This is a genomic window from Winslowiella iniecta, assembly GCF_001267535.1.
GTDB lineage: Bacteria > Pseudomonadota > Gammaproteobacteria > Enterobacterales > Enterobacteriaceae > Erwinia > Erwinia iniecta.
In genome coordinates, this window is the sequence record NZ_JRXE01000032.1 from 16,225 (window position 1) to 42,108 (window position 25,884).

The 25,884-nt window shown below is 50.7% G+C and carries 19 protein-coding genes; 7 read left to right on the forward strand and 12 right to left on the reverse strand.

The genetic code is table 11. The features are described from left to right. Positions 1 to 107: 107 nt before the first annotated feature. From NG42_RS18905 to NG42_RS18955, 11 genes are all read right to left on the reverse strand, one after another. Positions 108 to 857, reverse strand: coding sequence for a lytic transglycosylase domain-containing protein (locus tag NG42_RS18905; protein ID WP_053115937.1), 750 nt, complete (start codon positions 855 to 857; stop codon positions 108 to 110). A gap of 115 nt (positions 858 to 972) precedes the next feature. Next, positions 973 to 2,040 carry an EscU/YscU/HrcU family type III secretion system export apparatus switch protein gene (locus NG42_RS18910; RefSeq protein WP_052902111.1) on the reverse strand — a complete coding sequence of 356 codons (1,068 nt, stop codon included), beginning with the start codon at positions 2,038 to 2,040 and terminating at the stop codon, positions 973 to 975. Beyond that, positions 2,037 to 2,813, reverse strand: coding sequence for a type III secretion system export apparatus subunit SctT (gene sctT / locus NG42_RS18915; RefSeq protein WP_052902113.1), 777 nt, complete (start codon positions 2,811 to 2,813; stop codon positions 2,037 to 2,039). Before sctT ends, NG42_RS18910 begins: the two co-directional genes overlap by 4 nt. 1 nt (position 2,814) lies before the next feature. Then, on the reverse strand, positions 2,815 to 3,084 hold the full coding sequence (gene sctS / locus NG42_RS18920; RefSeq protein ID WP_052902115.1) for a type III secretion system export apparatus subunit SctS: 270 nt from the start codon (positions 3,082 to 3,084) through the stop codon (positions 2,815 to 2,817). A gap of 14 nt (positions 3,085 to 3,098) precedes the next feature. Further along, entirely contained in the window at positions 3,099 to 3,749 is a 651-nt protein-coding gene (gene sctR, locus NG42_RS18925; RefSeq protein WP_052902117.1) for a type III secretion system export apparatus subunit SctR, read from the reverse strand. Positions 3,750 to 3,845: 96 nt separating this feature from the next. Continuing rightward, complete coding sequence (gene sctQ, locus NG42_RS18930) at positions 3,846 to 4,817, reverse strand: type III secretion system cytoplasmic ring protein SctQ (RefSeq protein ID WP_052902119.1); 972 nt, start codon at positions 4,815 to 4,817, stop codon at positions 3,846 to 3,848. Then, a complete protein-coding gene (locus NG42_RS18935) occupies positions 4,795 to 5,265 on the reverse strand; it encodes a hypothetical protein (protein WP_052902121.1) in 471 nt (156 codons plus the stop codon). Before NG42_RS18935 ends, sctQ begins: the two co-directional genes overlap by 23 nt. Positions 5,266 to 5,267: 2 nt before the next feature. Then, positions 5,268 to 5,648 (reverse strand): hypothetical protein, encoded by a 381-nt coding sequence (locus tag NG42_RS18940; protein ID WP_052902124.1) that lies wholly within the window; start codon positions 5,646 to 5,648, stop codon positions 5,268 to 5,270. Beyond that, positions 5,630 to 6,958, reverse strand: a complete 1,329-nt coding sequence (locus NG42_RS18945) for an EscN/YscN/HrcN family type III secretion system ATPase (protein WP_052902126.1) — start codon at positions 6,956 to 6,958, stop codon at positions 5,630 to 5,632. Before NG42_RS18945 ends, NG42_RS18940 begins: the two co-directional genes overlap by 19 nt. A 1-nt stretch (position 6,959) precedes the next feature. Next, positions 6,960 to 9,002, reverse strand: coding sequence for an EscV/YscV/HrcV family type III secretion system export apparatus protein (locus NG42_RS18950; RefSeq protein WP_052902179.1), 2,043 nt, complete (start codon positions 9,000 to 9,002; stop codon positions 6,960 to 6,962). 5 nt (positions 9,003 to 9,007) lie between these two features. Next, a complete protein-coding gene (locus NG42_RS18955; protein WP_052902129.1) occupies positions 9,008 to 9,376 on the reverse strand; it encodes a secretion system apparatus in 369 nt (122 codons plus the stop codon). 153 nt (positions 9,377 to 9,529) lie between these two features. Between NG42_RS18955 and NG42_RS18960 the strand changes: the two genes are divergently transcribed. Beyond that, positions 9,530 to 12,307, forward strand: coding sequence for a two component system sensor kinase (locus tag NG42_RS18960; RefSeq protein ID WP_053115936.1), 2,778 nt, complete (start codon positions 9,530 to 9,532; stop codon positions 12,305 to 12,307). Here NG42_RS18960 and NG42_RS18965 read toward each other — a convergent pair. Further along, positions 12,304 to 12,942 (reverse strand): two component system response regulator, encoded by a 639-nt coding sequence (locus NG42_RS18965; protein WP_052902181.1) that lies wholly within the window; start codon positions 12,940 to 12,942, stop codon positions 12,304 to 12,306. The genes NG42_RS18960 and NG42_RS18965 overlap by 4 nt on opposite strands. Before the next feature lie 365 nt (positions 12,943 to 13,307). Here NG42_RS18965 and NG42_RS18970 point away from each other — a divergent pair, with 365 nt between their 5' ends. The 6 genes from NG42_RS18970 to NG42_RS18995 all read left to right on the forward strand — a co-directional run bounded on the left by NG42_RS18970 (position 13,308) and on the right by NG42_RS18995 (position 25,702). Beyond that, complete coding sequence (locus tag NG42_RS18970; protein ID WP_052902131.1) at positions 13,308 to 13,652, forward strand: hypothetical protein; 345 nt, start codon at positions 13,308 to 13,310, stop codon at positions 13,650 to 13,652. Then, a complete protein-coding gene (locus NG42_RS18975) occupies positions 13,643 to 15,139 on the forward strand; it encodes an EscC/YscC/HrcC family type III secretion system outer membrane ring protein (protein ID WP_420911322.1) in 1,497 nt (498 codons plus the stop codon). Before NG42_RS18970 ends, NG42_RS18975 begins: the two co-directional genes overlap by 10 nt. A gap of 13 nt (positions 15,140 to 15,152) precedes the next feature. Further along, entirely contained in the window at positions 15,153 to 16,376 is a 1,224-nt protein-coding gene (gene sctD / locus NG42_RS18980) for a type III secretion system inner membrane ring subunit SctD (protein WP_052902133.1), read from the forward strand. A gap of 20 nt (positions 16,377 to 16,396) precedes the next feature. Continuing rightward, entirely contained in the window at positions 16,397 to 16,615 is a 219-nt protein-coding gene (locus NG42_RS18985; RefSeq protein WP_052902136.1) for an EscE/YscE/SsaE family type III secretion system needle protein co-chaperone, read from the forward strand. A gap of 140 nt (positions 16,616 to 16,755) precedes the next feature. Further along, the gene (ppa, locus tag NG42_RS18990; protein WP_052902138.1) at positions 16,756 to 17,286 is read left to right on the forward strand and encodes an inorganic diphosphatase; all 531 of its coding nucleotides are present in this window, start codon (positions 16,756 to 16,758) and stop codon (positions 17,284 to 17,286) included. 244 nt (positions 17,287 to 17,530) lie between these two features. After that, complete coding sequence (locus NG42_RS18995; protein ID WP_052902140.1) at positions 17,531 to 25,702, forward strand: LysM peptidoglycan-binding domain-containing protein; 8,172 nt, start codon at positions 17,531 to 17,533, stop codon at positions 25,700 to 25,702. The last annotated feature ends 182 nt before the right edge of the window (positions 25,703 to 25,884 follow it).

Consider the following 25,884-nt stretch of genomic DNA (forward strand, 5'->3'; position numbering starts at 1 on the left):
ATAAAAATCCTTTATGAAAAGATAATTTTATGGATGGTTATGTTTAAGTTATTCATGGTTTAATATCCGAAATTAATTGATATTAAAGCGTTTATTTCAGGCCTTAATTATAAGGCCTGAATTGGCTCTTGTGAGCTTTGCTGCCGGGTGGTCGCTGCACTTGGCGTAGAGAGCAATAATCCCAGAAGTTTTGACGCTAACGCATGACCATTGATGGCAACTTTCTCCACTGGCTTTTCCTCGACCGTTTCAGAGCGCATAGCATACTGTTTCCCTGCCGGAAGCGACTGATATTGCGGCTGAATTTGCTTGTAATGGGCCATCACTTTTTCGACATATTGCTGTGTTTCGCGATAAGGCGGAACCGTTCTGCCGTAGCGCTTTACCGCACCTTCACCCGCATTATAGCCCGCCAGTGCCAGCGTCAGATCATTATCGAAGTGCTTGATTAACCACTGCATATAACTGGCTCCTGCGCGCAGGTTATGCTGCGGATCCAGCAAATCGGTATAACCAAAGCGCTCACCGGTCGCGGGCATCACCTGCATCAAGCCGCGCGCGCCTTTCGGCGAAACGGCTTCATGCTGATAATTGGATTCAACACGGATCATCGCGTGCAGCAGATCGGCATCGAGGCCAAATTCTGTCGACACCTGCTCGACCAGTGGATGAAAGCGTTCCCTGTCTTTGTGCTGATCGAAAGTTGTCGCAGGCGCGTCAGGCAATCCGGTTGTTTTTTCAGCCACCGATGGGGCGGACACTTTTTCAGGCACCGTTGCCGGTAGCGGGCTGGCGTTGTTCTCCCCACGTGTCCAGGAGAGTGGCTCAACCGGCTGCTCGACAAAGTTTTCAGGCATATCAAGCGCGGTTATAGAGTGGGAAGCGTCAGCCTTCAGTGGGGGTTCATCCGCCGAAGAGTGTTGTAAAGAACAGCCGCTTAACCCAGCGCATAATAATAATATCAATATATTTTTAGCTTTCATCGTCTTCACTATCATCGTCATCGTAGTCCAGCTTCATCGCGAGGCGCAGAATATGCGCCACAGGTTCAAAAAGTTCGGCCGGAATATAACCGCCAACCGGGGTACCACTGGCAAGGGCACGCGCTACCATAATATTTTCCACGACCGGTATGCCCGCTTTCTCAGCCAACTGCACAATATGTAATGCGCGTTTATCGCGTCCCATTTCAATCACCTGCGGCAGCGGTGATTTTTCCGGGTGGTAATAAAGGCAAACGGCAATATGCGTCGGGTTACGTACCACGGCGGTAGACTTTTTCACGTTGGCAGCCAGGCTTCCGCTCTGAATTTCGCGATGCACCTCTTTGCGCTTCTGTTTAATTTCCGAATTTCCTTCGAGGTTTTTATGCTCCTGCTTAATATCATCCATCGACATCATCATTTTTTTGGTGTTGTCATGACGCTGGAAAGCAAGGTCGGCGATGCCGATCACCACGTAAAAACCAATCAGTGACAGAAACATCCAGAACAGCAGGCGCATCGCCACTTCCAGCCCGTTGATAACCGGGTAGAGCGGCAGAAACTGAATGGTGGAGCTGTACTGTCGCAGCAAATAAAAGAAAATCAGCGACAGCAGCGTGACTTTCAGCACCGATTTGACGAACTCAAACAAGTTTTTGGCGGAGAATATATTTTTGAGATTGGAGATCACATTGAGTTTTTTGGCTGAGGGTTTCAGTGCCTCAGTGGCTAACAGCGGGCCAATCTGCGCCAGAATGGTAAAGGCCGTGGTAGTGATCATTATTGCCGCAATCCCGGCAACGAAACGGAGTGCCAGTGAGCCCGCTGCACTGATAATCTGGCTTAAACCCTCCGTCAGGTCTTGATTTACCGCATTGATCGACAGCTCCTGCAATTGCACTAACATGCGCCATAATGCCGGCCCTTCGAAGGTAAAATAGCCGAGTATCATCGCCAGCTGCATACCGCTGGTGACCTCAACACTTTTCGCTACCTGACCCTTTTTGCGCGCATCCCGAATTTTTTTCGGTGTGGGCTTTTCCGTTTTTTCACTCATGAAAAAGCCTCCAGCAGCGTTTGGCTCAGATTCTTAAAGAAGGTGCTGTACTCCAGCACGCTACCAAAGGCGAAATTGAAACTGATGATCAGCATCAGCAGGGCAAAAGCACTTTTAATCGGCATCGCGAGGAAGAAGACGTTTAACTGCTGCGCGGAACGGTTAATCAGTCCCATTGACATATCCACCAGCAAAATCACCACAATGGCAGGCATGGCGAAGCGCAGCCCCAGCTCATACATCAGTTGCCACTGCTGTCTGAGAAATGCCAGCGCATCAGGCCCATAGTGCAGTCCACCGCCCGGCGGCAGGGTTTGATAAGAGTGGTAGATGGCCCGCATCAGTTCGTTAAAACAGCCGCTCATCAGAAACAGCACGCCAAAAACCTGGGTAAATAACAGGCCAAACAGTGAGGATTGCTGCCCCAACAAGGGGTTCAGTACGCTGGCCATTGATGAACCGCGCATGGTATCAATCACGAAACCGGCCATATCCAGCGCCCAAAAGGGGATAGCGGCGCAAAAGCCAATCAGCAGACCAATACACAGCTCGCCCGCTGCCAGCATAAAAAAGCCCCAGGCACCGGCGGCAGGCAATGGCCAGTCGGTATAAACCGGCACCAGTGGTAAGGCGATCATTAATAACAGCGAATTGCGGGTTAACATACCGCCGAGGTTGCCGGTGCTGAACAGCGGCATCAGCAGAAAGACTCCCAGCGGACGCAGCATGCACAGACCGATAATCGGTAACCATTGTGTCCACACGGCGACCATGTTATTCCCTCATCTGGGTGATTTGATCAAATGCCAGCCCGGCATAAGTCAGTATCACATCACCCATCCAGCTATAGGTCACCGCCAGCGTGATCGAAACGGCGATCAGTTTGGCAAGGAACTGAATGGTCTGTTCCTGAATCTGCGTCAGCGCCTGCATCAGACTCACCAGGATACCGACGAACGAGGCCACCACGACCACCGGCAGAGAAAGGATCAGTACCAGCCACATCATCTGCGTCGCCAGCTGGGTGATCATCGCTTCACTCATGTTTGACTCCGCGGTCAGGAAAAGGAGAGGACCAACTGGCGCAGTAACTTCTCCCAGCCGCCCATCAGTACGAATACCAGCAGTTTCAGAGGCATAGAGATTGTCATTGGTGAAACCATCATCATGCCCATCGCCAGCAACACGTTAGAAACCACCAGATCAATGGCAATAAAAGGCAGAAACAGCAGCAGGCCGATCTTAAATGCTTCAATCAACTGGCTGACGGTAAACGCCGGCATCATTACCAGCAGTGAGTTGTCAGGAATGCGTTGTTGATATTTTTCCGGCCAGATTTGGTGACCAATATCGACAAAGAAATGCACCTGTTCCGGCGCGGTATTGCGTTCCAGAAACTCGCGGTAGGGGGCCAGAATGCCGGTTTCCACCTGCTGGATAAACGCCGGGGACTCAAGGCTTACCGGGTTTTCGGCCAGGTTGTCCTGAATCGCCAGTACCACCGGTGCCATGGTGAAAAACGTCAATACCAGCGCCAGGCCATACAGCGCGATATTCGGTGGTATCTGTTGGATGCCCAGCGCGTTTCGCAACAGGGCGAATACGATCGACAGTTTCAGAAAGGAGGTGCCCAATACGATCAGCAACGGCAGGATCGAGAGGGCAAAGAGTACAATAATCAATTGTAACGGGTTGTCTAATAACGCCATGAGATCTACACGAAAATCAAATATGGCGGCTATTATCCCGGACCCCTGACGCTGGGCCTATCAGGTGAATACCCTGGTTTTACCCTGGCGAGTATCTCAGCAAAGATGATCGATTTTCACCGCCAGCTGCGAATCAAACTCCAGCAGAGTGCCACGTGCAATGGCACGGTTGCCCACTTTCAGTGTGACCAGGCTGTCCTGGCTGACGACACCCGACAACATTCCACCGGCCTCCATTCTGCTTAGCTCCTGGAGCGAAACCGTCAGTTGTGCCACTTCCACCGTGACGCTCACCATGGCTTCATTCAGAGCCTGTTCCACACTGGTGTTAACTTCAGATGAAGGGGTAATGTCCATCCAGTCTTCAAAATCGCTCATCATTTCCTCGATATAAAAAGTGTTGCTCTCGCTCCCTTGCTCGATAACGGCAAGTGGGCGTTCAAGAAACAGGGCAACTTGCCCGTGATTCACCTGCAAGCTTTTTTGCAACATTAGCGCATCGCCTGGCTTGAGCGCTTTGAGTTGCGCGGCGTCGATTTTGCTCCAGCCAGCCAGCAGACTGGCCGTGAGGGGCAACTCGGCCGCGCTATCCCAGGTGTTCTCGGGAAACATATTATCCGACAGCTTATCGATCCAGCTTTCAGCACCGCTGAGCAGGCGCAGCGCCAGACACCGATCTTCACGCCGAATATTCAGTTGCCAGCCCAGCCCTGATGGTGCGTCACCCGTTTGCAGTGAATGCGCCTCGGGCCACGGTAAGTCATTACCGTCAAAGCATTCGCTGACGTCTGCCAGCGTCCAGTGCGCTAACAGATCGTGCAATTCGGCAGGAGCCAGCGCCAGCGAAGGAATTGCCAGCATCGGTTCTACCCACTGGCACCACTGTTGCTCATCCAGCCATAGCGTTATCGGCTGATCGTCGCGCCGGGCATGCAGGATCAAACCGCTGGCAGCGCTTTGCTGGCGGAACGATAACTGCATGCTGCCTTGCTCAGTGGTCAGCTGTACGCCATGTCCTGCTTTCTTAATCAGTTCACCCTGCTGTTTACTCAGCCCCGGAATGCGCATGACTCATCTCCACTTTCACATGGCAGTTAAACTGCCTGGACAGCTGCTGTTCCAGTTGGCTGGCAGAGCCAAGCCGTTTTAGCAACTGCGCTAAATCCTCTGCGCGCAGACGGATAGCCATTTCATCACTTTGGCGGCAGGCTTCAATTTCCAGCCCTGCCAGCGGGCCATTGGTCAGCCGCCAGCGCAACCAACTGCTGGTTAAGGCATTTTTTAGCTTCAGGTCAACAGTCATTGGCAAACCATTAGCACCCTCCCAGTGGAAGGTTTTGTTCCGGGTATCCGATCCGCGATTACCGGCGATCGTCGACGAAGAGTCCCGCTTCTTTGGCGACAGTCCCAGTAATGAGGCAAAGCGCTGCTTGTCCTGCTCTTCAGAAGGATGATGCTCCTCAGCGCCCTGTTGGCTTACCCCCCACTGACGATGTGAAATGGGTGGAATATGCATATTTACTCCATAAGAATGTTGAGTTTTTCTTGTTCCATCAGCACTTGCCGCAACAATAAATGCTGATCGTCTTTTTCCATTTGCAAGCGGCTGAACATATTGTCTGTGACTGCTACCTGCGATTGCAGGGCGTGATCCTGCTGATAATAGCCAGCCAGCTGAGCCCGATATAACTTCCACTGTTGTGGCGTGAGCGTCTGTTCCTGGCCGCTGCTTTCACGCCACTGCTGCCATAATTGCTGGTGTGCCTGTAATAATTGCTGCTTACGTTGATTCAGTTCATCACCTTCGCGATCGAGGCGCGTGATTTCGCGGCGAATACGCCGTTCACGACGCTTCTTCAGCGACAGCAGGGTCGATAGCGTCAGTCGACTGTCTGGCATAGCAAGTCCAGCGTTTCGTAAAAATCGTTTTTCTCAGCCACGGACTGACACAGAAAGTCACTGATGGCGTCTTTGCGTTCCATCGCCTCATCGGCGTGCGGATCCTGACCTTGCTGGTATTCACCGACACGCACCAACAGTTCGATCTCTTTCCATGCCGCCATCAACCGCCTGAGTTTACCGGCGCGTTGACGATGTTCGTCATCGGTGACCATCGACATAATTCGGCTGACACTGGCGGCGATATCGATGGCCGGATAGTGGTTGGCTTGTGCCAGTTTGCGCGACAGCACAATATGGCCGTCGAGAATCGAACGCACTTCATCGGCCACCGGTTCGTTGAGGTTATCGCCCTCAACCAGCACGGTATAAATTCCGGTAATACTGCCGGTTTCGGCTGGCCCGGCGCGCTCCAGCAGACGCGGCAGACGGGCAAAGAAACTGGGTGGATAACCGCCTGCCAGCGCAGGCTCGCCCGCTGCCAGGCCGATTTCGCGCGATGCGCGGGCAAACCGTGTCAGTGAGTCCATCATCAACAACACGTTTTTCCCATGGTCACGGAAATACTCAGCAATCGCCGTGGCGGTATAAGCGGCTTTCAGACGCTCCAGTGCCGGGCGGTCCGAGGTGGCGATCACCATCACACAGCGGGCGCGCGCCTCTTCACTCAGGGTATGCTCAAGGAATTCGCGTACCTCACGGCCCCTTTCACCGATCAGCGCCAGTACGATGACATCCGCCAGACTGCCGTCACAGATCATCCCCAGCAGGGTGCTTTTGCCGCCGCCAGCAGCGGCGAAAATACCGATACGCTGCCCCATGCCGCAGGTCAGCAAGCCATCAATGGCTCGCACACCTAACGGTAGCGGGGTATCAATCAGCGTGCGGGTGAGGGGGTTGGGCGCATCACCTTCTAACGAACGCAATTCACCGCCCTCAGGCAGGGGAAAATCGTCGATGGGGCGGCCCAGCCCGTCCAGTACCCGGCCTAACAGAAAATCGCCAAGTTGTAGCTGATGTACGCTGCCACTCGGTATCACGTCGCTGCCGGTGGTGACGCCCAGTGGTTCGCTAAATGGAGAAAGCATCGCGTAGTTGCCTTCAATGGCGACCACTTCTGCTTCAATACCGGTGGGTTCCAGTCGGCATAACTCCGCCATGCTGACGTTAGGCAGTGAGGCGCGCAGTAGCGTCGGGCCAATTTCCACCACTTTACCCGCCAGCTTCACACCCACTCCTTCGATGGCTGGCCGTAAACTAAGCCGCTGCTCCAGCATGGAAAGGATCAATTCCGGTTGAGGAAAACGCATTTTATTGATCTCCGATCAGATCGATGTTGCCAATCACGCGCAGCTCAATTTCTTCGCCAATCTCCTGGAACGACAACACTTGCAGCGCATAGAAATCACGTTCAATGACCCGTCGCAAGAAGCGGCGTACATCGATGGCGGTAATCAGCACGTTGTTCTGTTTTTCGTTCTCTTGCACCGCGACGCGGATCTGGTCGATAATCTGCTGTGAAAGATGAGGATCCAGCGCGGAGTAGGAACCGGCAGAGGTTTGACGGATTGCTTCGCGGATCATGCCTTCGATCACATCACCGATCATCCAGCAACTGACCCAGGGTTGATCGCCACGGAAGCGGCTTAACAGATGGCGACGCAGTGAGATACGAACATATTCCACCAGCATGATCGGATCCTTTTCACGCGGCGCCCATTCGATCAGTGCCTCAAAGATGCTACGCAGATCGCGAATCGAAATTTGTTCTGACACCAGGCGTTGCAGCACGTCGGCAATGCGGCCAATCGGCAACTGGCGCTGTACCTCTTTGATCAAATCGGAATACTGGCTTTCCATGCCATCCATCAGGAAACGGGTCTCCTGCACGCCGATAAATTCACCGGCATAGCGATCGATCAGCATTGATAAGCAATGGATCAGGCGATCCTCACCCTGATAAAGCGTCACGCCAACGGCGGTCAGCGCATCCTGATCTGCCGGTGCGATCCACTGTAGACTAAGACCACCAAACGGCAGACTGACACTCTGCTGTGCCTGCGGCAGTGGCGGGGACATCATGTCGGCCAGCAGCAAACCTTGCGGAATCTGCACGTTCAGTACCGGTTCCTGATACAGCATAATTTTCAGCGTACCCGGCTCCAGCGAGGCGTCTTGTTGCATGACAATTTCTGGCAACGGGATGCCCAGTTTTTCAAATTTGCGGAAGCGGAACGCGTTAAGCTTGCCGGAAAGCTGATTGGAGCGGGCCAGATCGGTTGAGAGGCGCAGCATCAGCGGGGTTGCGCCCGGGGTCATATTGCCGGTAGCAGAGCTGCCGTCGCTACCACTCTCGCCTGTTGACACACCGGGTACGGCATCCGCGCTGGCGAGTCGTTTTCTTTTCGCCCACCAGGTCACGACGAACAGCAGTGCCGCCAGCATAATAAAGTAGATAGCCGGAAAACCGGGGATCAACGCAAACACCAGCAATACCACACACGCCAGCATCAGCGCCTGTGGCTGTTTACCAATCTGCTGCGCGAGGTCACTGGCAAGGTTCTGCTGTTCTTCGCCACTGACGCGGGTAACGATAATACCGGCGGTGATTGAGATCAGCAGCGCCGGGATCTGGCTGACTAAGCCGTCACCGATGGACAGAATGGCGTAGACCGACAGCGCTTCGCTGGCACTCAGGCCATGCATCATCACGCCAATCGCGGTACCGCCCAAAATGTTGACCAGAATGATAACAATACCGGCGATGGCGTCACCTTTGACGAACTTCATCGCACCATCCATTGCACCGTACAACTGACTCTCTTTCTGTACCTGATTACGCAGGCGCTTGGCCTGATCGCCATCAATGGCACCGGCACGCAGATCGCCGTCGATACTCATTTGCTTACCCGGCATCGCATCGAGCGAGAAGCGGGCGCTTACTTCAGCGACACGCTCCGAACCTTTGGTAATAACGATAAACTGTACAATGGTAATGATCAGAAAGACGATTAAGCCGACGCCAAGGTTACCGCCCACCGCAAATTCACCAAAGGTGTAGACGATCTCACCGGCATCCGCTTGCAGCAGAATCAGGCGCGTGGTGCTGATGGTCAGTGCCAGACGGTAAAGCGTGGTAATCAGCAAAACTGCCGGAAAGGCAGCAAATTCCAGCGGGTTTTTGATGTACAGTGCCATCATCAACAGGATGACTGAAATGGTCAGATTGATGGCGATCATAAAGTCCACCAGCCCGGTCGGCAGTGGAACAATCATCATAAATATTGCCACCAGCAGCATGGCTGCCAGCACAATATCCTGGCGGCCCGAAAGCATGATCAGGACGCGTTTCATCTGATTCACCGGTTACCTCCTGCGGTGGTTTCAAGTAGGCGACGCATGGTTTGCATGCACGCCAGCCAGTGAGCGATTTCACTCTCTTTGGTTGGCGCACAGCTCAGCATTTGCCGCCCGTGCAGTTGCCAGACGCGAACGGGTGTGCCCTGAGTACGACTGGGATGGCAGGCAGTAAGTAACTTCTTCATCACTTCAACTTGATAAGCCGCTTCCACTTCACGACCCAGTGTCAGCAGGATGTGCTCATCAAGGGATTCGATATAAAGCTGAAACGGAGGCAAAGAAAACTCCATGCGATCTTCAATACGTTGTGCCGTCAGGTCGGCTAACTGCAGGAATTTCTCCAGTCGCCGTTCAGTTTGTAATTCCATCCGGTCTCTCTGATAATTGATGGATAAAGAGTCTGCTGTAATGACTCTTCAGGCCGGGTATCATCATCAAAAGCTGGCCACAGCACTATCAGGTAAACACCTGAACAGCACGCCACTGGAAGGCGATAGTGCCTTTACCGGACGGGTATTTTTATGGGTAAGCTCTGGGCAACCTCGTTACTTTTTCGTCTGATGCTGATAGTGAGCTGCATTATCGGTCTGTTCGGCCTGGTCACTGAATCGGTGCAGTTCTGGTCACGCTATGTCGACAAACAGACCACGCTGCGCAACGAGCTGGTGTTAGAGGTCGGTGCGCTGGTCAATGAACAGAACAATCACTATTTTCAGGCTCAGCACCGGTTAAAGACCTTTCTGGAGGTGTGGCGCGCATTGCCGGAAGGGATCACGCTTAATCTTAATGCCCACGATGTCATGTTTATTCCGTTTGCTGATAACCAGATGCATGCCGAAAATCCCCAGTTATACAAAGCGATGCAGGCGGTAAAACTGTTCGGTAACGCCGGTGAAAGCGAAGCGATTTACCTGATTCTGCCGCAGCAGGGGATGATTGTTTACCATCCGGACTCAGCAGATAAACACGTTTTGCAGCAGCGCGCTGCCGAGTTGCTGGCCCTCAGCAAGCAGCATCCCGACTCCGGTTTTCACTGGGGAGCACCGTTTCGCACCGCTAATCGGCTCTATGTGCCGGTGACGCTACAACTGCCTGATAGTGATGCGATTTCTGGTATCAATCTGGACGTCTGGCATATGCCGGAGCTGAATCCCGAGCTGAATGAGGGGATCGCTTTTGCCATGCTGGATGCCGCGAACCATCTGTTGCCACTCAGCTCGCAGGAAAAAGCCATTCCGGCCGACGAGTTTCCTTTTGAGATGTTGTCACGTTGTCAGTCAAATCATACGGTGCTTTATCAAGGCTTTAATTACGTTTGCAAACCACTGAAAGGGCCTGGCTGGCAATTAATTGCCCGTTATCCGCAGCAAAAAATGGTGATCAGGGCACTGGAATCGCAGCTGTGGACGCTGCCGCCGGTCGCGGCGGTGTGGCTGACGCTGCTGGCAATTATCTATTGGGTTTTGCTTCATCAGGTTATCCGCCCGTTACGGCGTTTTGTTGATGTCGTGGATCGCTTCCGTTTTATGGACTGGGCTCATTCATTAACCGAAGGTCGCAATGATGAGCTTGGGCGTATTGCCAGAGCGTATAACCGGTTATTGGTGGTGATCAGAGCACACTATGAAACGCTGGAAAAACGCGTGCACGAGCGAACCCGGGCACTGGATGACGCCCGGCGCAGTGCCGAGCAGCTGAGTAGCAGCAAAAGCATTCATATGGCCAGCATCAGCCATGAAATACGCACGCCAATGAACGGTGTGGTCGGGGCGCTTAACTTGCTACAGCGCTCCAGACTGACGTCTGAACAGCAAGAGCTGGTGGAAACGGCGCACACGTCAGCCGATTACTTGCTGTCCATTATCAACAATTTACTGGATTACAATCATATCGAAGCCGGGCAGTTGCAGATGTCGTATGCATCGACCGAACTGTTGCCGCTGCTGGACCGGGTGCTGACCACGGTTTGTGTCAGCGCCAATGCGAAAGGGCTAAAACTCTCCAGCCTGGTGGTAGCCAATCTGCCGGAAAGCATTGAGATCAGTCAGATCCGCGTGAAACAGATCCTGATCAATATGCTGGCCAACGCGATCAAATTCACCGAACAGGGCGAGGTGCGGTTACAGGTCAGGCGGCAAGGTAATTTGCTGATGATTTCGGTGGAGGATAGCGGTAAAGGTATTTCGCCTGAGCATCTGCAAACCATCTTTCGTCCGTTTGTTCAGGTCAGCGAGCACAGCGGCGGCAATGGCCTGGGGTTGACGATTTCCGCAATGCTGGCCCAGTTGATGGGGGGAGAAATTAAGGTCACCAGTCAACCCGGCAAAGGCTCCTGCTTTACCTTGTTACTGCCCATCAACCACCCAGGTAAAAATCTGGAGAGCTTTAGCGGCACGCTGTTGGCTCCGGCTGTGCTGCACCAGCAGCTACAGCTGTGGGGCATCACCCCACAAGAGGGAGAACATCCTCTGCTCGCGTCACCGGCACTGGTGTATCTGCCTGGCCGTCTGCATCGCCAGCTGGCGACGATTTATGGAAAAGTTTACAAGGAAGAGAGCAGCGCGGTTCCGACGCTCAGCCCATGGTCACTCAAAGTGCTGGTTGTGGATGATATTGCGACGAACCGGGATATCGTCAGCAAGATATTGCGCGGTCTGGGTCACCAGCCGGACAGCGTCGCTTCGGGAGCGCAAGCGCTTGATGCCGGCCGGCTAAACGTTTATGACATGGTGTTGATGGATTTGCGCATGCCGGACATGGATGGCTTTGAAACCGCCGAGCGCTGGCGTGCTCCGCTTTCCGGCATACTGGATGAAGATACGCCGATTATTGCCCTGACCGCGAATACGCTGTCTGTTGATCGTGAGCGGGTAAAACAGAGCGTGATGAATGGTTATCTTGCCAAGCCGTTGCGGATGGAAAAATTGATGCAGGTGATTGATCACGTGGTGATGGTGCAACTGGCACGGGGAACTGAGCTGATGCCTAATGAGCTGTTACAACGGCCATTACTCGATGCTGAACAGGATGCTGAGATGCAGAATAAGCTGCGCGCCACCTTACATTCGTTTGCTCAGCGTATTGAAGAGAGCTGGCAACAACAACAACAGCATACGTTGCTGGCGTTGTTGCACGCGCTCAAAGGCTGTGCGGGATTAGCGGGTATTGATGACATTTTCCACGCCAGCGAACAGCTGGAAACCGAGGTTCGCCACGGTAAGTGGCCAGCAGAGCAACAGATGCAGGCGCTGCTTAGTCGGTTGGTCGTGGCGTCGGGGCGGTCGGAGCCGCCGGCTTAGTTGTCGTGAATACCCAGGCGCACAGCCCAGTTAGTCAGGGCCACCGCACTGTGGGCATTCAGCTTACGCATCAGGTTGAGGCGGTGAGTTTCCACGGTTTTTATGGTGATCTTCAGGTTTTCCGCAATATCACGATTCCGCAGTGCCTGGGCAATCAGCTTGAGGATTTGTCGCTCACGCACCGTCAGGCTGACCGTGCCGTCTAAGCTCGGTTTTTCGCTAATCTGCTGCTGGTCCAGGGCCGGATCAACAAATGGACGGCCTGCGGTAACGGTCTGAAGGGCGGCCAGCAGGGTCTGCTGTGAACTTTTCTTCAGAATATAGGCGATTGCACCTGCTTCAAGCGCCGCTCGCGCACGATGCTCGTTACTGTTAGCGGTCAACACCATGATCTTCAGTTCCGGCCAGCGCTGTTTCAACTGGCAGATGACATCAATACCGTCCATGCCTGGCAGGCCTAAATCCATTAATACCAGATCCGGTGCCATACGCTGGCAAGCGGCATAGGCTTCTAAACCGTCGGTGACTTCGCCTACCACCTGATAACCTGGCAGTGACGACAATAATTGTTTTACTCCATCACTTATTAAGGAATGATCTTCGATCAACACGACCCGCTTCGTGGCGGACGACATCTCTGGTGAAATTATCATAATAAAATTAATCACTGGCTTTATAGTTAGGTATTCGGAAAATTATAGTGAAAACGGCTTACAGAACTTTCCCGGACTACCTGAGAGCCTTCCCGGGTCAAAATCAGAAAATCAGCCATCCGTCTTCAAATCATTGAACATAAAGTGGTTATAAATCCACCAGTGGATCGCTGATTAATAAAAACTCATTTCACCGCTTACCCTCGCTACGCCTTTCTGTGCACCAGTTCAGGTCATTACCTGATACCCCTTTCAGCGGAAAATTTTCACAATAGCGCCTCTTTTTCCAATGCAATCGAGAACCTATGAAACTCCCCGACTCCCTTGCCGCAGTGGAGTGGGTCCGCGTGAATGAATCTCGCAGCGACCGCCTGATACTGAACATTGCCGATACTCCGGCCTGGTGTGTTTGCTATCCGCAAGCCATCTGCGTCGCGATAGATACCGGCCTGATCATCAGTGATATTGACTGGCTCCAGCGCGTTTGCCTGTGGTTTGCTGCCGTTCGCGCTTGTATTAACGATTGCCTGATTCTCGAAGCCAACCGGTTAATGCTGATTCGGCGTCATAACGATCCTCAACCCACCATTCAGTGGGAAGCCGCGCTGAATCAGCAACTGGCGGTTTGCGACTGGCTGGCCCGACATGGCGCAGCAGAAATGAACACTAATCCAGCAGAGGGATGGCGATGAAACGCAGTATGTATTGGGCGTGTGGCTTCGCGATGTTATTTGCCAGCACTCAGGTGATGGCAACCATTCCGTGGCAGGATAATTCGCCATTTTTCCTTTCCAGCCGCGGCAGTAAACTGACCGACGTGCTGCAAGATTTTGGTGCCAACTATGGCGTACCGGTGGTGGTGAGCAAGCAGGTTGATGAGCCGTTTATCGGCGTTATTCAGAATATGTCACCCGCTGAGGCGCTGGACCATCTGGCACGTCAACATAAACTGGCGTGGTATTACGACGGCCAGGCGATTTATATCTATAAAGCGCAGGAAGTCAGCAGCCAGTTGATTACGCCTACTTATCTGACGGTGGATACCCTGACGCGCCAGCTCACCACCAGCGGCATTCTGGACAAGCGTAACTGCCGGGTGCGCAAACTGCCGGCATCAAATGCGTTGCAGGTTGAGGGCGTACCGATTTGCCTTAAACGTGTCGATACCGTTTCAAAGCGCATTGACGAACAGAAGCTGAATCACGATCAGAATCAGGAAATTATTCGCTTCTTCCCGCTGAAATATGCCAGCGCCGCAGACAGTAGTTATAACTATCGCGGTCAGCAGGTGGTGGTGCCCGGCACTGTCAGTATGCTGAAAGAGATGGCGCAGGGACGCACGCTGCCGTTGCAGGAAAACCAGGGGCAACAGCAACCTGCTGACCGTTCTCTGCCGATGTTTTCTGCTGATATTCAGCAAAACGCAGTGATTGTGCGCGACCGCAAAATCACTATGCCGCTGTATGAAAAGTTGATTAAGGAGTTTGACCGCAAGCCAGCGCTGATTGAAATCGCGGTGCTGATCATTGATGTCAATGCTCAGGATCTCAGCTCATTAGGCATTGACTGGGCGATGTCGACCCAGATCGGCGGTGGGCGCGTTAGCTTTAACAGCAACGGTGAAGCCAATGCCAACAATTTTTCCTCGGTTATCTCGAATACACCGAGTTTTATGATTCGACTTAATGCATTGCAGCAGAATGCGAAAGCGCAAATCCTCTCACGCCCTTCGGTTGTGACGCTGGATAACACCCAGGCAATACTGGATCGCAGTATTACTTTCCATACCAAACTGTTGGCGGAAAACGTCGCCAAAGTGGAATCGATTTCAACTGGCACCTTGCTACGCGTTACGCCGCGCCTGATTGATGAAAATGGGCAAAAACAGATGATGCTGAAACTGGTAATCCAGGACGGACGACAGATTGACTCCACCAGTACGCAGGAGCCGCTGCCGCAAACATTGAGTTCTGAAGTCTCTACCCAGACGCTATTGCGTGCTGGCCAGAGTTTGTTACTGGGAGGATTTGTGCAGAACGAAAACAGTGAAGGGGTAAGTAAAATCCCATTACTGGGTGATATTCCGCTGCTGGGTAGCCTGTTCCGGTCCAAGCAGAAAAACACCCGCAGCACGGTTCGTCTGTTCCTGATTAAGGCTGAACCCTCTACCCAGTCCTGATCCTGGAGCCCATATGGAATTTTTATTTAAACTCAAATGGCTGAACGGCCCACTGGCGGGGCGTGAGCTGGATCTACCGGCCGGTGAAACGCGCCTCGGCGGCAGCGATGCGGACATTGCACTGCCACTGGAACAGGGAGTGACCACGGTGCTGACGGTCACGGCAGAGGGGATTACGCTGTCCCCGGCCATCCCGGCATGGGTCGATGGCAAACCCTGGGACACCACCCAACCGTTACCCCACGGCAAAGCGATTGATCTGGCGGGCCTTGGATTAGTTCTGGGCCCGGCAGAGAGCATGCTGCCATCGCTGACATTACCGCCTCGTGGCGTGGTGGCGACTGTAAAAGCACAGCAGCAGAAAAGTGACTTATGGGTGTGGGCGCTGGTCTTCAGCGTACTGGTGGCGCTGGCGGTATGGGGGTTCACCAGACACCAACCGGAACCGGTCGTGACATTTGACCCGCACCAGTGGCTGGCCCAAACGATGAAAAAGCCTGAGCTGGCGGGGCTGGAAGCGCGTATCGATCAACAAGGTATCGTCTGGCTCAGCGGCTTAAGCGTTTCCTCGCAGAGTATTGCGCAATTGCGCGAGGAACTGCGTAACCATGGACTGCACTTTTACGACCAAAGTCTCGGCGTTGATGCATTACATCAGCAGGTGCGCCAGGTACTGGCATTAAATGGCTATTACGATATCGATTTAACCAGTAGTGGTTCGCCGGATAGCATTGAAATTCATGGCGCTATTAAAGGTGATGCGGCCTGGTTACGGGCCAGCGCCCGGTTGCAGGATGTTAAGTACCTGAAACACTGGAAAGTGGTCAATGATCAGGCCGAACTGTTCCAGCGGCTGCTGGAGAAGCTAAAGCAGAATGATTTACTGGAAGGGATGAGCGTGCGGGTGGTGGGTAAAGAGTTGCTGATTAATGGGCAACTGGATAAGCAGCATGCGGCAAAGATGGTGCAGTTAATCACGGAGTTTAACCATGATGGCAAGCCACGGCTGTTATCACGTTTCCAGAACATCCCGACCGGTGCGACGGCCAATTTGTTACCTGCCGCGGTGATCAGTGTCGGCGGTAACATCGACTCGGTCTATCTGCAGCTGGCTAACAACATGCGTGTGCAGCAGGGGGCGATATTGCCTAACGGGTACAAGATTTATGCACTGAGTCGCTCTTCAATCAGCCTGATGCAGGGCGAGCGCCTGGTTTCATTACCCCTTACTCATTGAGTTATTCTAAGGAGAGTCTTATGGCCCGTTTAACCGTACTGGAAAACCGACTGAGGCGTGATACTCAGGGGTTGGTGCGCGACCAGCTACTGGCACAATTGCAGCTGGGTGAGCAGCAACTGCGACAACAACTTCTGCAAAGTCATGGCGAGCAGCCACAGACGGTGCTGCTGCTGAATGCTTGCCGCAGTTCCTCCGAGGTGATTAGCGCGTTGTGGGGACGTTATCATCATCAATAACTTTTCTTATGGCAGTGACGATTTATCAGCGTGGCCGTGCCATTAGGGCAGGGTCTGAAAGCGGAAAAAGGGGGAATACTTTCCGCAGCAGTTGGCTATAATAGCCGTCACTCGACTGAAGACTATTGAAGGAATACGAGATGAGTTTGAACCATGTTCCCGCGGGTAAAGACCTGCCAGAAGATATCTATGTGATCATTGAGATCCCGGCAAACGCGGATCCTATTAAATATGAAGTGGATAAAGAGTCTGGCGCGCTATTTGTAGACCGTTTTATGTCAACCGCCATGTTCTACCCGTGCAACTATGGTTACATCAACCACACTCTGTCTCTGGATGGTGATCCGGTTGACGTGCTGGTACCTACCCCTTATCCGCTGCAACCGGGTTCCGTTATTCGTTGCCGCCCGGTTGGCGTGCTGAAAATGACTGACGAATCAGGTGAAGATGCGAAACTGGTTGCCGTTCCGCACACCAAACTGTCTAAAGAGTATGATCACATCAAAGATGTGAACGACCTGCCAGAACTGCTGCGCGCGCAAATCACTCACTTCTTCGAGCAATACAAAGCGCTGGAAAAAGGCAAATGGGTGAAAGTAGAAGGCTGGGACAACGCTGAAGCTGCCAAAGCTGAGATCGTCACCTCTTTTGAGCGTGCGAAAAACAAGTAAGCTGTTTTTCCCCGCTTTCCCATAAAAATAGCCCGCTATAAGCGGGCTATTTTTATTTCTGTCGCTTATTCCCAACGCATTAACTGCCTGCTGTTTTATCCGTTCCTGAAAAGATCTTAATCAACGCCTGCGCCCGTCAGAAAACCAAAGAACCTTGCTGAAACCTTAAGAATCCTCCAGTGATATTGGAAATAATCGGGACATTATTTTTGATTTTTAATCTTTCATCCAGGAAACGTTATTTATGTCTCTCCATGATACCCTCAGTCGCACAGCGTCACCCATCAGTTCCACTGCCAACGTTCCCGGAGCCGCGGGCGGAGAAGCCAACACCGTGTCAAACGGGCTTCCACCGACCGAGATTTCCGTTTTCCCGGAAGCGGTAGTCGAACTGGGGCATATGATTGCCGATGCCGGAAAGGCCGGGAAAGAGTGGTCGACGGAACCGGGAATTATTCGACTGCTGGGGGAGCTGCTGACGGCTCCGGCATTCAGGGACACCCTGCAGGAAAAAACTGGCCTGGTGATGAATGCGCCTAAGCCGGAAAACAGCCCACCCACCAACATCACTGAACTGCTGCCTGAGGGCAGCCATCTAACGCCTTATCTGCTGGATCAGGTGCGTGGCTTACTGATGGAAGCCGTTGAACACAGTCAACCCACCTTCTCGCAAATTGACCATCTGCGAAACTCGCTCTCGGACAAAGTTGATCAAAGCTTCGCGATGCTGGATGAGTACCGCAGCAAGGGATATAACAGCAAAATTCAGGCGCTGGAGCTGGAAAGCTCCGTGATTCAGTCGCTTAAAAATAGCATCAAAGTGGACGGCGGAAATCAGCGACTGGTAGAGATAGCTGAAACATTAGAAAAAGCGGTAAACAGTACGCTGGCGATCGTGTCGGCTGACGGGGATGTGCAGGCTGATGTAACCAGTTTGAAAAAGACGCTGCGCGCCCAGACCGATGTGCTGATGAAAATTGCATTTATGATGCGGGAGCACCAAAAGCTGCCAGCAAATGCGGCGAAAAAATACCCGGAGATGGTAGAGCGCATAGCCACTGGCCTGCATGAAACGCGAAAGGAGATTAAACAGGCTGAGGAGGTATTCAATAAAGAGCTGCGTAAATTGTTCCCGCTGTCTCAGGATGAGGGCGGGGCAAAGGCGGTGGCATTCCATGCCGGGCTGACGAACGAAAAACTGGCCAACCTCCGTAAGGAGATGAAGAAAATTGAGCATGCGCTCCGTCCGCCCAAATCGCGCATGGAGAAACTGGAAAACCTTGATAAAAAAGCCTTCCGTTTTGTAAAGAAAGCGACCTCACCCAACGCTCTGGAAAGGCTGGAAAAGTCGATGGAGAAAGCCTGGCTTGAAACCCCGGCGATGTTCAAGGATCTGTTGCGAACCAAGGCCATTCAGGCCCGGACGCTGCCAGCAGTGGCCAGGCACGCATTAAAACTGATTGAAAACACGGTTAAAAAAGGCAACCAGGCGATCAGGCAGGCCGCAGCCGGGGTTATTGATGCGCATTCATCCCCGGTGACAAAGGCGCTGGATGCGATGGCGGGTGGGGATGCGGCGGTGCAGAAGGTCAATGGTCAGTTGCGAGTGGCTTACCATCCATTACAGGCGGCGATGAAAAAGCATCAGAATGCCGCTGAAAAGCTGCTAAATGCGGCGGAAGTGCTGGCCAGGGCGAGCTTATTATACACCCAGCCGTCGGGGGCGATAGCGTCAGTGCTGGATGGGATGGGGGAAGATGTGGGCGTCGCGTCAGTGGGGGCGGCTGCGGTGCAGAAGCTGGCGCCAGCTGTCGGAAAACCGGTTTCCAGTCAGCCGAAACTCAGCCCCGTGGAGCAGCGTGAGCAGGCGCAGAAGAAGTTCAACGAAGCATCAGCAGCGCTGGTTGCCGCCCGCGTGGAGGTAGACGGATACTCAGATGGGTTGCGGGCGGTAGTGGCCGAGGCCCAGCAGCAACACAGTCAGCACCCTACGCTGAACAAAAAGCTCGAGACGTTTAAAACGGATATTGAAAAAGCCGAGAAGCATTTTAGTGAAGCCGAACATGCCCTGAAAGGGGCGGTGGAGGAGATGACGGAGACCGCACCTGGCTCAGCCTCAGCCAGCCGGTCGGCATTTAATCACGCAGCGGTAGATGCCAGAAAAGCAGATTATCGTGCGCAGGACGCGGTGCTGGAAATGGACGGGGCGATAGTCGACGCCACTGGCAGGGGAAAGGATATCTTCTCAAAGGATCAGCGCATCGCCTTACATTTTGGTGAGTATTTTAATGACCAAAAAAAGCAGCTAATGAAGAGCGATCCCGAGTTCATGCCATGGCTGTACGATAAGATGGTTGAGGAGATTATTGATAAAAAAATCCCCGAACACTTTACCAAGGGACATGACCCGGACGGGACCATCATGCTGGCAAGAGTGAAGCAGGCGGTCAAAGACGCGGAGGCCAACACCCTGCTGAAGCCGGAAACGGTGGCTGAAGTGATGGCGAAAATACCCGGAGCAGCAGAGTTTCTGGCAAAGGCGGGCCTGAGCAGCATGGTGGGTAAAGTGGTCAGCGCCGCGGTCGACATGTCGGCCGCGCGCTTACTGTCCACGGTGCCGCGTCATTTTCTGCCGAGCATAAGTATGATTAAAGCGGCAATTCTCCCGTACGCTTACTATTCGGCCTGTAAGAATCTGAAGCAAGCGGTGATGCCGGGCCAGGGCAAACCGACCAAGGAGAAAATGGCGATAACGGCTAGCTTCACTATGCAACTGACAAAAGAACTACTAAACCTCACCTTGTCAAATCTGCCACAGCTTGTCATGGACGGCGGTTTAGCCCTGTATAACTTACAGCGGAACGGGGTAGAAAAATTCTCCTATGATCTGATGAAAAGTGCGGTGGACAGCAGCGGTGTTGCTGCCGTGACTAAGCCGTTTTACGAATTTTATGGTGAGGGTGTCGAATCTCGTTATGAAAATCAGTTGCAGGCATTACAGACCGCGGAAGATGAGTCTTTCGCGGCGGAGCTGGCAAAATATCCGGAAAGTGAACGCGCGGAGAAATCTGTTGAGCTGAAGAAACGCCAGGATTTGGAGAATCAGGAAATTGACAAGGCGCTTGAAGGCTATCCTGAAGATCAGAAGAAAGGCCTTATCGTCCAGCTGAAGAAACAACTGGCAGAGGAAAATAAGAAAATTCAGGCTGAGCAGGATAAGAAACTGGAACAGCTGGTGGCAAAATTACCAAAGAGTGAAAGAGCGGAAAAATTAGCAGAGCTGAAGAAATTGCCCACGGAGGACATGAGATTTGCTCCGCTGTTAGCCAATGTCGCGGTCAAAGACATCAAGCAGGAATTAACAGATCTGAAGGAGACGTTTGCTGAGTTTGAGACGCAACAAGCGGATCAGTTGCAGGAAACCAATAAGCAGAGAGACGAGTTAAAACATCAAATTCATGCTGAGCGTTTTAAGATCCGAAATCATCTTCAAAGCGAAGCGAAGCAGCTAAAAACCGATACCCTGAATGAACTTTCGGCCACGCTGGAAAAGATCAAGAAAAACACCACTGACCCGGTGGATAAAATCAATCTCATCAGGATTGAGAAATCGTTATCTGAGCTTAGCAAAGTCAGTATTAACCGTAATGGCACGAGCAGTGAAGAGGATTTAGCGGCACTGAAAAAGTTGTCAGCCGATAGCCATAATATAAGCTATTACAAGACGTGGGAGGATGTTAACAAGCAGGCGGCTGATCTGGAAAATGCTCTTTTGTCCCTCGAAGATAACATCAAAAATAAAAGGTCTATTCGACCGGATCTGAATCTGGATAATATTGACTTTAAAGACCCCAGAGTGATGAAAATTCTCCAGACTGAATTAAAAAATGGCATAACCGATTTTCAGAATGCTGTTATGGTCAGGTTGACCACTCTTAACCCTAAGATTGCTGCAAATGAGTTTATTCAAGGGATTATTAATGATTTTCCTGAAAAGGACCGTGGCGGAATTAATACGCCTGACATTCTGCTGAAGTGGCGAAAAGGTGATGACATTGAAACTGGCTCAGTGCTTGATTGCCTGACCGGAAAGTTTGATTATCGCGATAAAAAACCGATATGGCCTGAGGGAAGCTCTAAAGCGTTCAGGCAGGCGCTAATGGGGGATGTTAATAGCTTTACGCGGAGTTTCCCCCTCGCGGGGCAAGGAGCGGATTATGATAAGGACGGTACTTCGGCCTTCCGTAATAGTGATTCTCTGTCGCACCGTTTTATTGAGTGGTATGACGAACAACTGGATCTTATTAAGAATGAAAAAAACATCAGCATGGAGAATATGTATGAAACGGCGTTTAAGATATCCACCAAGCTATTAATTAAGGATGATAAGCTAAAGGAATTTAAGCCCGAGCTCGAAAAAGTTCTACATGGTGCAGAGAAGCCCTTTATCATGAAACTTGGCAATGGAAAGGATGATACCATCTCTGAAGTGGTTGGGATTCGTATAGGTGGTTTCGAGTGGGATACCAGACCTGCTCAGATGCTTATATGGGATTTAGCGGGTACATACCAGATAATCGATATTGGTACCAACGGCATAACTGATAAAGATCAGCAGGACTGGATATTAAATCACATGAATGCTAAGGCGCGCCATAAATACGGCAAGCCTGAGGAGAGAGAGAAGGCATTCTCCAGAGTACTGATGCATGATGCGCTGAATTTTTCCCGGCGAACTGAAAAAAGCATGGGTCAGGAAATGCTAGCGATGAAAATCGACCATTCCAAAGCAGATTTAGACGCCTATGTGCACACCAGTTGGGAGTTTTATCGTGATTACCTCGTTGATGCAGGATTTATCGGCGCGGATATCGTTACCGGACTGGCCATTGGGCTACTGCCCCTGGGGCCTGTAGCTGGGATCATGGTACAAATAGCTAAATCAATGGCACTGACATACCTTAAAGATCTCACAAAAATGGAGTTCGCCGACAACCCTGAAGTGCAGGATGCTTATCGGGACGCAATACTGGCCAACCTTGTAGCCAGTCTGCTTGTTGATGGCGCATTTAACGTTGGCCCTGAAGTCGCGAAGAAGCTTTTAAAGAAAACTGTCTTACACAGATTATGGACGGATAACTGGGGATTTTTCAAGTATGTTAAAGAAGCCAAGGCGGGGGTTGTAGGTTATCATACTGCTAATGATGTGGGAGCCAGAATTGGTGCTATTCTTGAGGCTCTGAAATCAAATGCTGAACATAATAAAGATATATTTAAAAATGCCGATGGAATACAACCGCATAATATTGAGGCTGGCGATACGGTTGCTTCCATTGCTGAAAAATATAATATTTCACCCAGGTATATCCCATTATTAAAGTATGCCAACCAGAAAATTAAAGATTTCAATAATCTTAAAGCAGGTGAAGTATTTAATATTCCCTACGAAGCGCTCAAGTTACCTTATTTGAATGGGATGCCTTTTGCATGGAAAGAAGGAGATGTTCAGCAACCCGCATCACAACCTGAGGTCGATGTAACCTGGACACAAGACCAGGTGAAGGATTTAGAAAAATCTGTCGCAAAAGGCAGGCTATTAAATTCTCTTAAACTGAACAACCTTAAGATACCTCGATTGATGCGTGGGGCCTTCGATAACTCAAAGGAGTTAATGCCACTTGTTGCAGAAAGTCTTGAAAAGCAAGGGTTTAGTGATATCAAATATCGCGCTATCTATAGATATGATAATCAGGACGATGAGAAGCCTGCTACTCATTATGCCGTTACAGGCAAAAAATTTGGTAAAGAATATGTTTTCGATCTTGATGCCGATAAGTTTAATCCTTCGACCGGCCCACTGATCATTTCTCCGGAAGCGTGGCTGGATAAATATCGTGACAAGAATAGTGTAAAAATTGTTCTGTTTCAGGATTTTAAAACTGGTGCTGAGGCAATAGACAGCTACGATACTTTTGAAGGTGGAGTTTCCCCACTGAGCGGTGACATAAGAGCGGTGCTGACACCAGTATGGACCGCGTATAATGCATCGTTCAGTAAGCAGCCAGAGAATAGCGAGACTTATACGGTGAAAGCAGGGGATACCCTGATGAGCATCGCCGATGAAAAATATCTGACCTACAGCCAGGTTGCCTGGTTATTACACCACTATGGTCAGTCACAAATAACTAATGAGGGTAAGCTCAAAGAAGGTATGAAGTTAATTCTTCCAGAAGATGAACTGAATATTGAATATGAGAAACTTAATGATAATTCAGCATTGTTCCGACAATTGCAGGATATCTCGCCTGCTATTGCGCCACTGTTAAACATGAAAAGCATTAACTCTAAACAGTTAATGCCATTAGTCGGTCGTTCCCTGGAAAAACTAGACTTTACTGATATTCGTTTCCGTGCAATGTATGTCTGGCATAAACCTGGTGAAAGTGACCCTGTTACTCATTTTGCTGTTATTGGCAAAAAGGATGGCAAGGATTATCTGTTCGATCTTGAGGCCGGTAAATTGATTGACGGTCTGGAGGGGGCTTTAATCGTTTCTCCGGAAGAGTGGGAAAAAACGTACACGCCGCTGGCGAAGGAAAAACATATTATTTACACAGATTATTATACTGTGACCGATGCGCTCAATGAGTATCCGGATGAATTCTATGGCTCACCAGGCTTGTATGAAGGAGAAAAAGCGCTGCAGACGGATGCATGGCTGGAATTTAAAAAAGAACCGCTGGATGAATCCTTAGAAGTAAAAAGGAAATCTGCGGGGTGGGAAATTATTGCTAATGAGAAATTTGAGGATATTTATGTTGTCGCCAGTTACTTTAATCTTTCGGACAGTGACGTAAAAAAACTCAAGTATTCTGGCGCGACATTAAAACCGGGCGCAGCGGTATTTATTCCTGACAGCGTGCTGACCGATGATAAACAGCAGGGCCGATTGATGGACCACTACATCAAGAGTGGCGGATTCTTGCGCGACCTTACCACACAGAATAAAGATATTTTAACCCTGATGCAGAGCGGAAAAGATAGCTCTGGAGACCTGATGGAACCGCTTAAAAAGGCGTTGGAAAAACAGGGTTTCACTAACTTCAGCTTCCGTGGCATGGATATTTATAAAGAACATGATGTGGTCGCTTCCCAGAACCATTTTGCGGTGATAGCCGAAAAGCATGGCCAGTCTTATGTTTTCGATCTTGGTGCACATAAGTTAAAGGATATCGATCTTAAATCATTAATTTTATCTCAGGATCAGTGGGAGAAAGAGTATCAACAGAAAGCGGGTGATAAATATATCAGCTATACGGATTTCACCAGCGCGGATTTAGCTTTACAGGCTTATAGTCCGGACAGAAGAAATGAAAACTCTGATGGGGCGGCTCTGAATGATCAGTGGGTTGATCTGACATCGCCATCCTGGATGTCATCTTCGAGTTCAGAGCCATCAGTGGAAGTCCTCAATCCACGAAGTTTTTTTGAGAAGCTGGGAAAAAAGGTTAACCAATTAATGGAGCAGACGGAGAATAAATCCCGGGATTTGATGTTGACAGGATTAGGTGATGCGCTAAAAGATAATGGTGTTACCAATATAAAATATCGAGGGATTTATATATGGACCGAAAATAAACAAGTTCCTATGGCTCATTTTGTTTTGACAGGAAAACTCAACGGACAAGACAAGATCTTCGATCCCGAAGGGGGGAAGCTGTTTAATCAACCTGGAGAGTCATATATTCTTTCACCCGACGAATGGTTGAAAAAATATCAGGAATTCGACGGTGCCACACGTATCATATTCCGTGATTATACTCACGCGGGTATGGCGGGTTTTGACTTTACAGATAATATGTTACCCAGCCCTAAATTAGAGAAGAGTGCGAATCAGTTGTCGCTCAGCGCGGCTAATTCGGATGCTATGATCAAAGATGAAGGTATTAAGGATAAAGCTTCTGATGATGATCAGTTTAAATCGTTATTCATTGCGTTTAAAAACAATCCGGAAATAAAATCCTTAATGGAAGCAAAAGGAGACCGCTCGATAACGATGATGAGTCTTATTACTGATGAATTAAGAAAGCTAAATTATCAGGGCCTTGGCTGCCGTGCTGTATATATCTGGGATAAAAAGGATGATGGTAACAAAATAGTGGAGCCTCATTATATAGTCACAGCAATTAAAGATGGAAAAACGGTAGTGTTTGATTTTTCAACTAAATCCTTTGGTGAGGGATTCAAAGGTAAAGCCATCTCTTATGAAAGCGACTGGAAAGCGGAGTATAGAGGATTTTTCAAAAATAAAATTATTCAAGAAGGCATTATGATGCAGCCATCGGATGCTGTGTTTTTCTCGGGTATCTCGGTCAGAGAGTCAAATACCATGGCTGAAACTTCACCAGGGTTCTAGACACAATAATTTGTTCACTAAATCTGAGGTTCGAATCTAATTCACCTCAGATTTTGTTCAACTAAAGTTCAGTGGCAGGAAGTAGAGTGTAAGGAAAGCAGAAGGAATTTCTGGAAACTGAAAGAAGCAACCATATAATTCTGCGACCTTAGGGTAATTATTTTTATCCTTAAATGACAGAT

Coding starts and splice junctions, on each gene's coding strand:
- NG42_RS18960 (WP_053115936.1), top strand. CDS start 9,530: ATGGGTAAGCTCTGGGCAACCTCGTTACTTTTTCGTCTGATGCTGATA.
- NG42_RS18995 (WP_052902140.1), top strand. CDS start 17,531: ATGTCTCTCCATGATACCCTCAGTCGCACAGCGTCACCCATCAGTTCC.
- NG42_RS18985 (WP_052902136.1), top strand. CDS start 16,397: ATGGCCCGTTTAACCGTACTGGAAAACCGACTGAGGCGTGATACTCAG.
- NG42_RS18955 (WP_052902129.1), bottom strand. CDS start 9,376: ATGGAATTACAAACTGAACGGCGACTGGAGAAATTCCTGCAGTTAGCC.
- sctS (WP_052902115.1), bottom strand. CDS start 3,084: ATGAGTGAAGCGATGATCACCCAGCTGGCGACGCAGATGATGTGGCTG.
- NG42_RS18940 (WP_052902124.1), bottom strand. CDS start 5,648: ATGCCAGACAGTCGACTGACGCTATCGACCCTGCTGTCGCTGAAGAAG.
- sctD (WP_052902133.1), top strand. CDS start 15,153: ATGGAATTTTTATTTAAACTCAAATGGCTGAACGGCCCACTGGCGGGG.
- NG42_RS18950 (WP_052902179.1), bottom strand. CDS start 9,002: ATGAAACGCGTCCTGATCATGCTTTCGGGCCGCCAGGATATTGTGCTG.
- sctQ (WP_052902119.1), bottom strand. CDS start 4,817: ATGCGCATTCCGGGGCTGAGTAAACAGCAGGGTGAACTGATTAAGAAA.
- NG42_RS18905 (WP_053115937.1), bottom strand. CDS start 857: ATGCCTGAAAACTTTGTCGAGCAGCCGGTTGAGCCACTCTCCTGGACA.
- NG42_RS18975 (WP_420911322.1), top strand. CDS start 13,643: ATGGCGATGAAACGCAGTATGTATTGGGCGTGTGGCTTCGCGATGTTA.
- ppa (WP_052902138.1), top strand. CDS start 16,756: ATGAGTTTGAACCATGTTCCCGCGGGTAAAGACCTGCCAGAAGATATC.
- sctR (WP_052902117.1), bottom strand. CDS start 3,749: ATGGCGTTATTAGACAACCCGTTACAATTGATTATTGTACTCTTTGCC.
- NG42_RS18910 (WP_052902111.1), bottom strand. CDS start 2,040: ATGAGTGAAAAAACGGAAAAGCCCACACCGAAAAAAATTCGGGATGCG.
- sctT (WP_052902113.1), bottom strand. CDS start 2,813: ATGGTCGCCGTGTGGACACAATGGTTACCGATTATCGGTCTGTGCATG.
- NG42_RS18965 (WP_052902181.1), bottom strand. CDS start 12,942: ATGTCGTCCGCCACGAAGCGGGTCGTGTTGATCGAAGATCATTCCTTA.
- NG42_RS18945 (WP_052902126.1), bottom strand. CDS start 6,958: ATGCGTTTTCCTCAACCGGAATTGATCCTTTCCATGCTGGAGCAGCGG.
- NG42_RS18935 (WP_052902121.1), bottom strand. CDS start 5,265: ATGCATATTCCACCCATTTCACATCGTCAGTGGGGGGTAAGCCAACAG.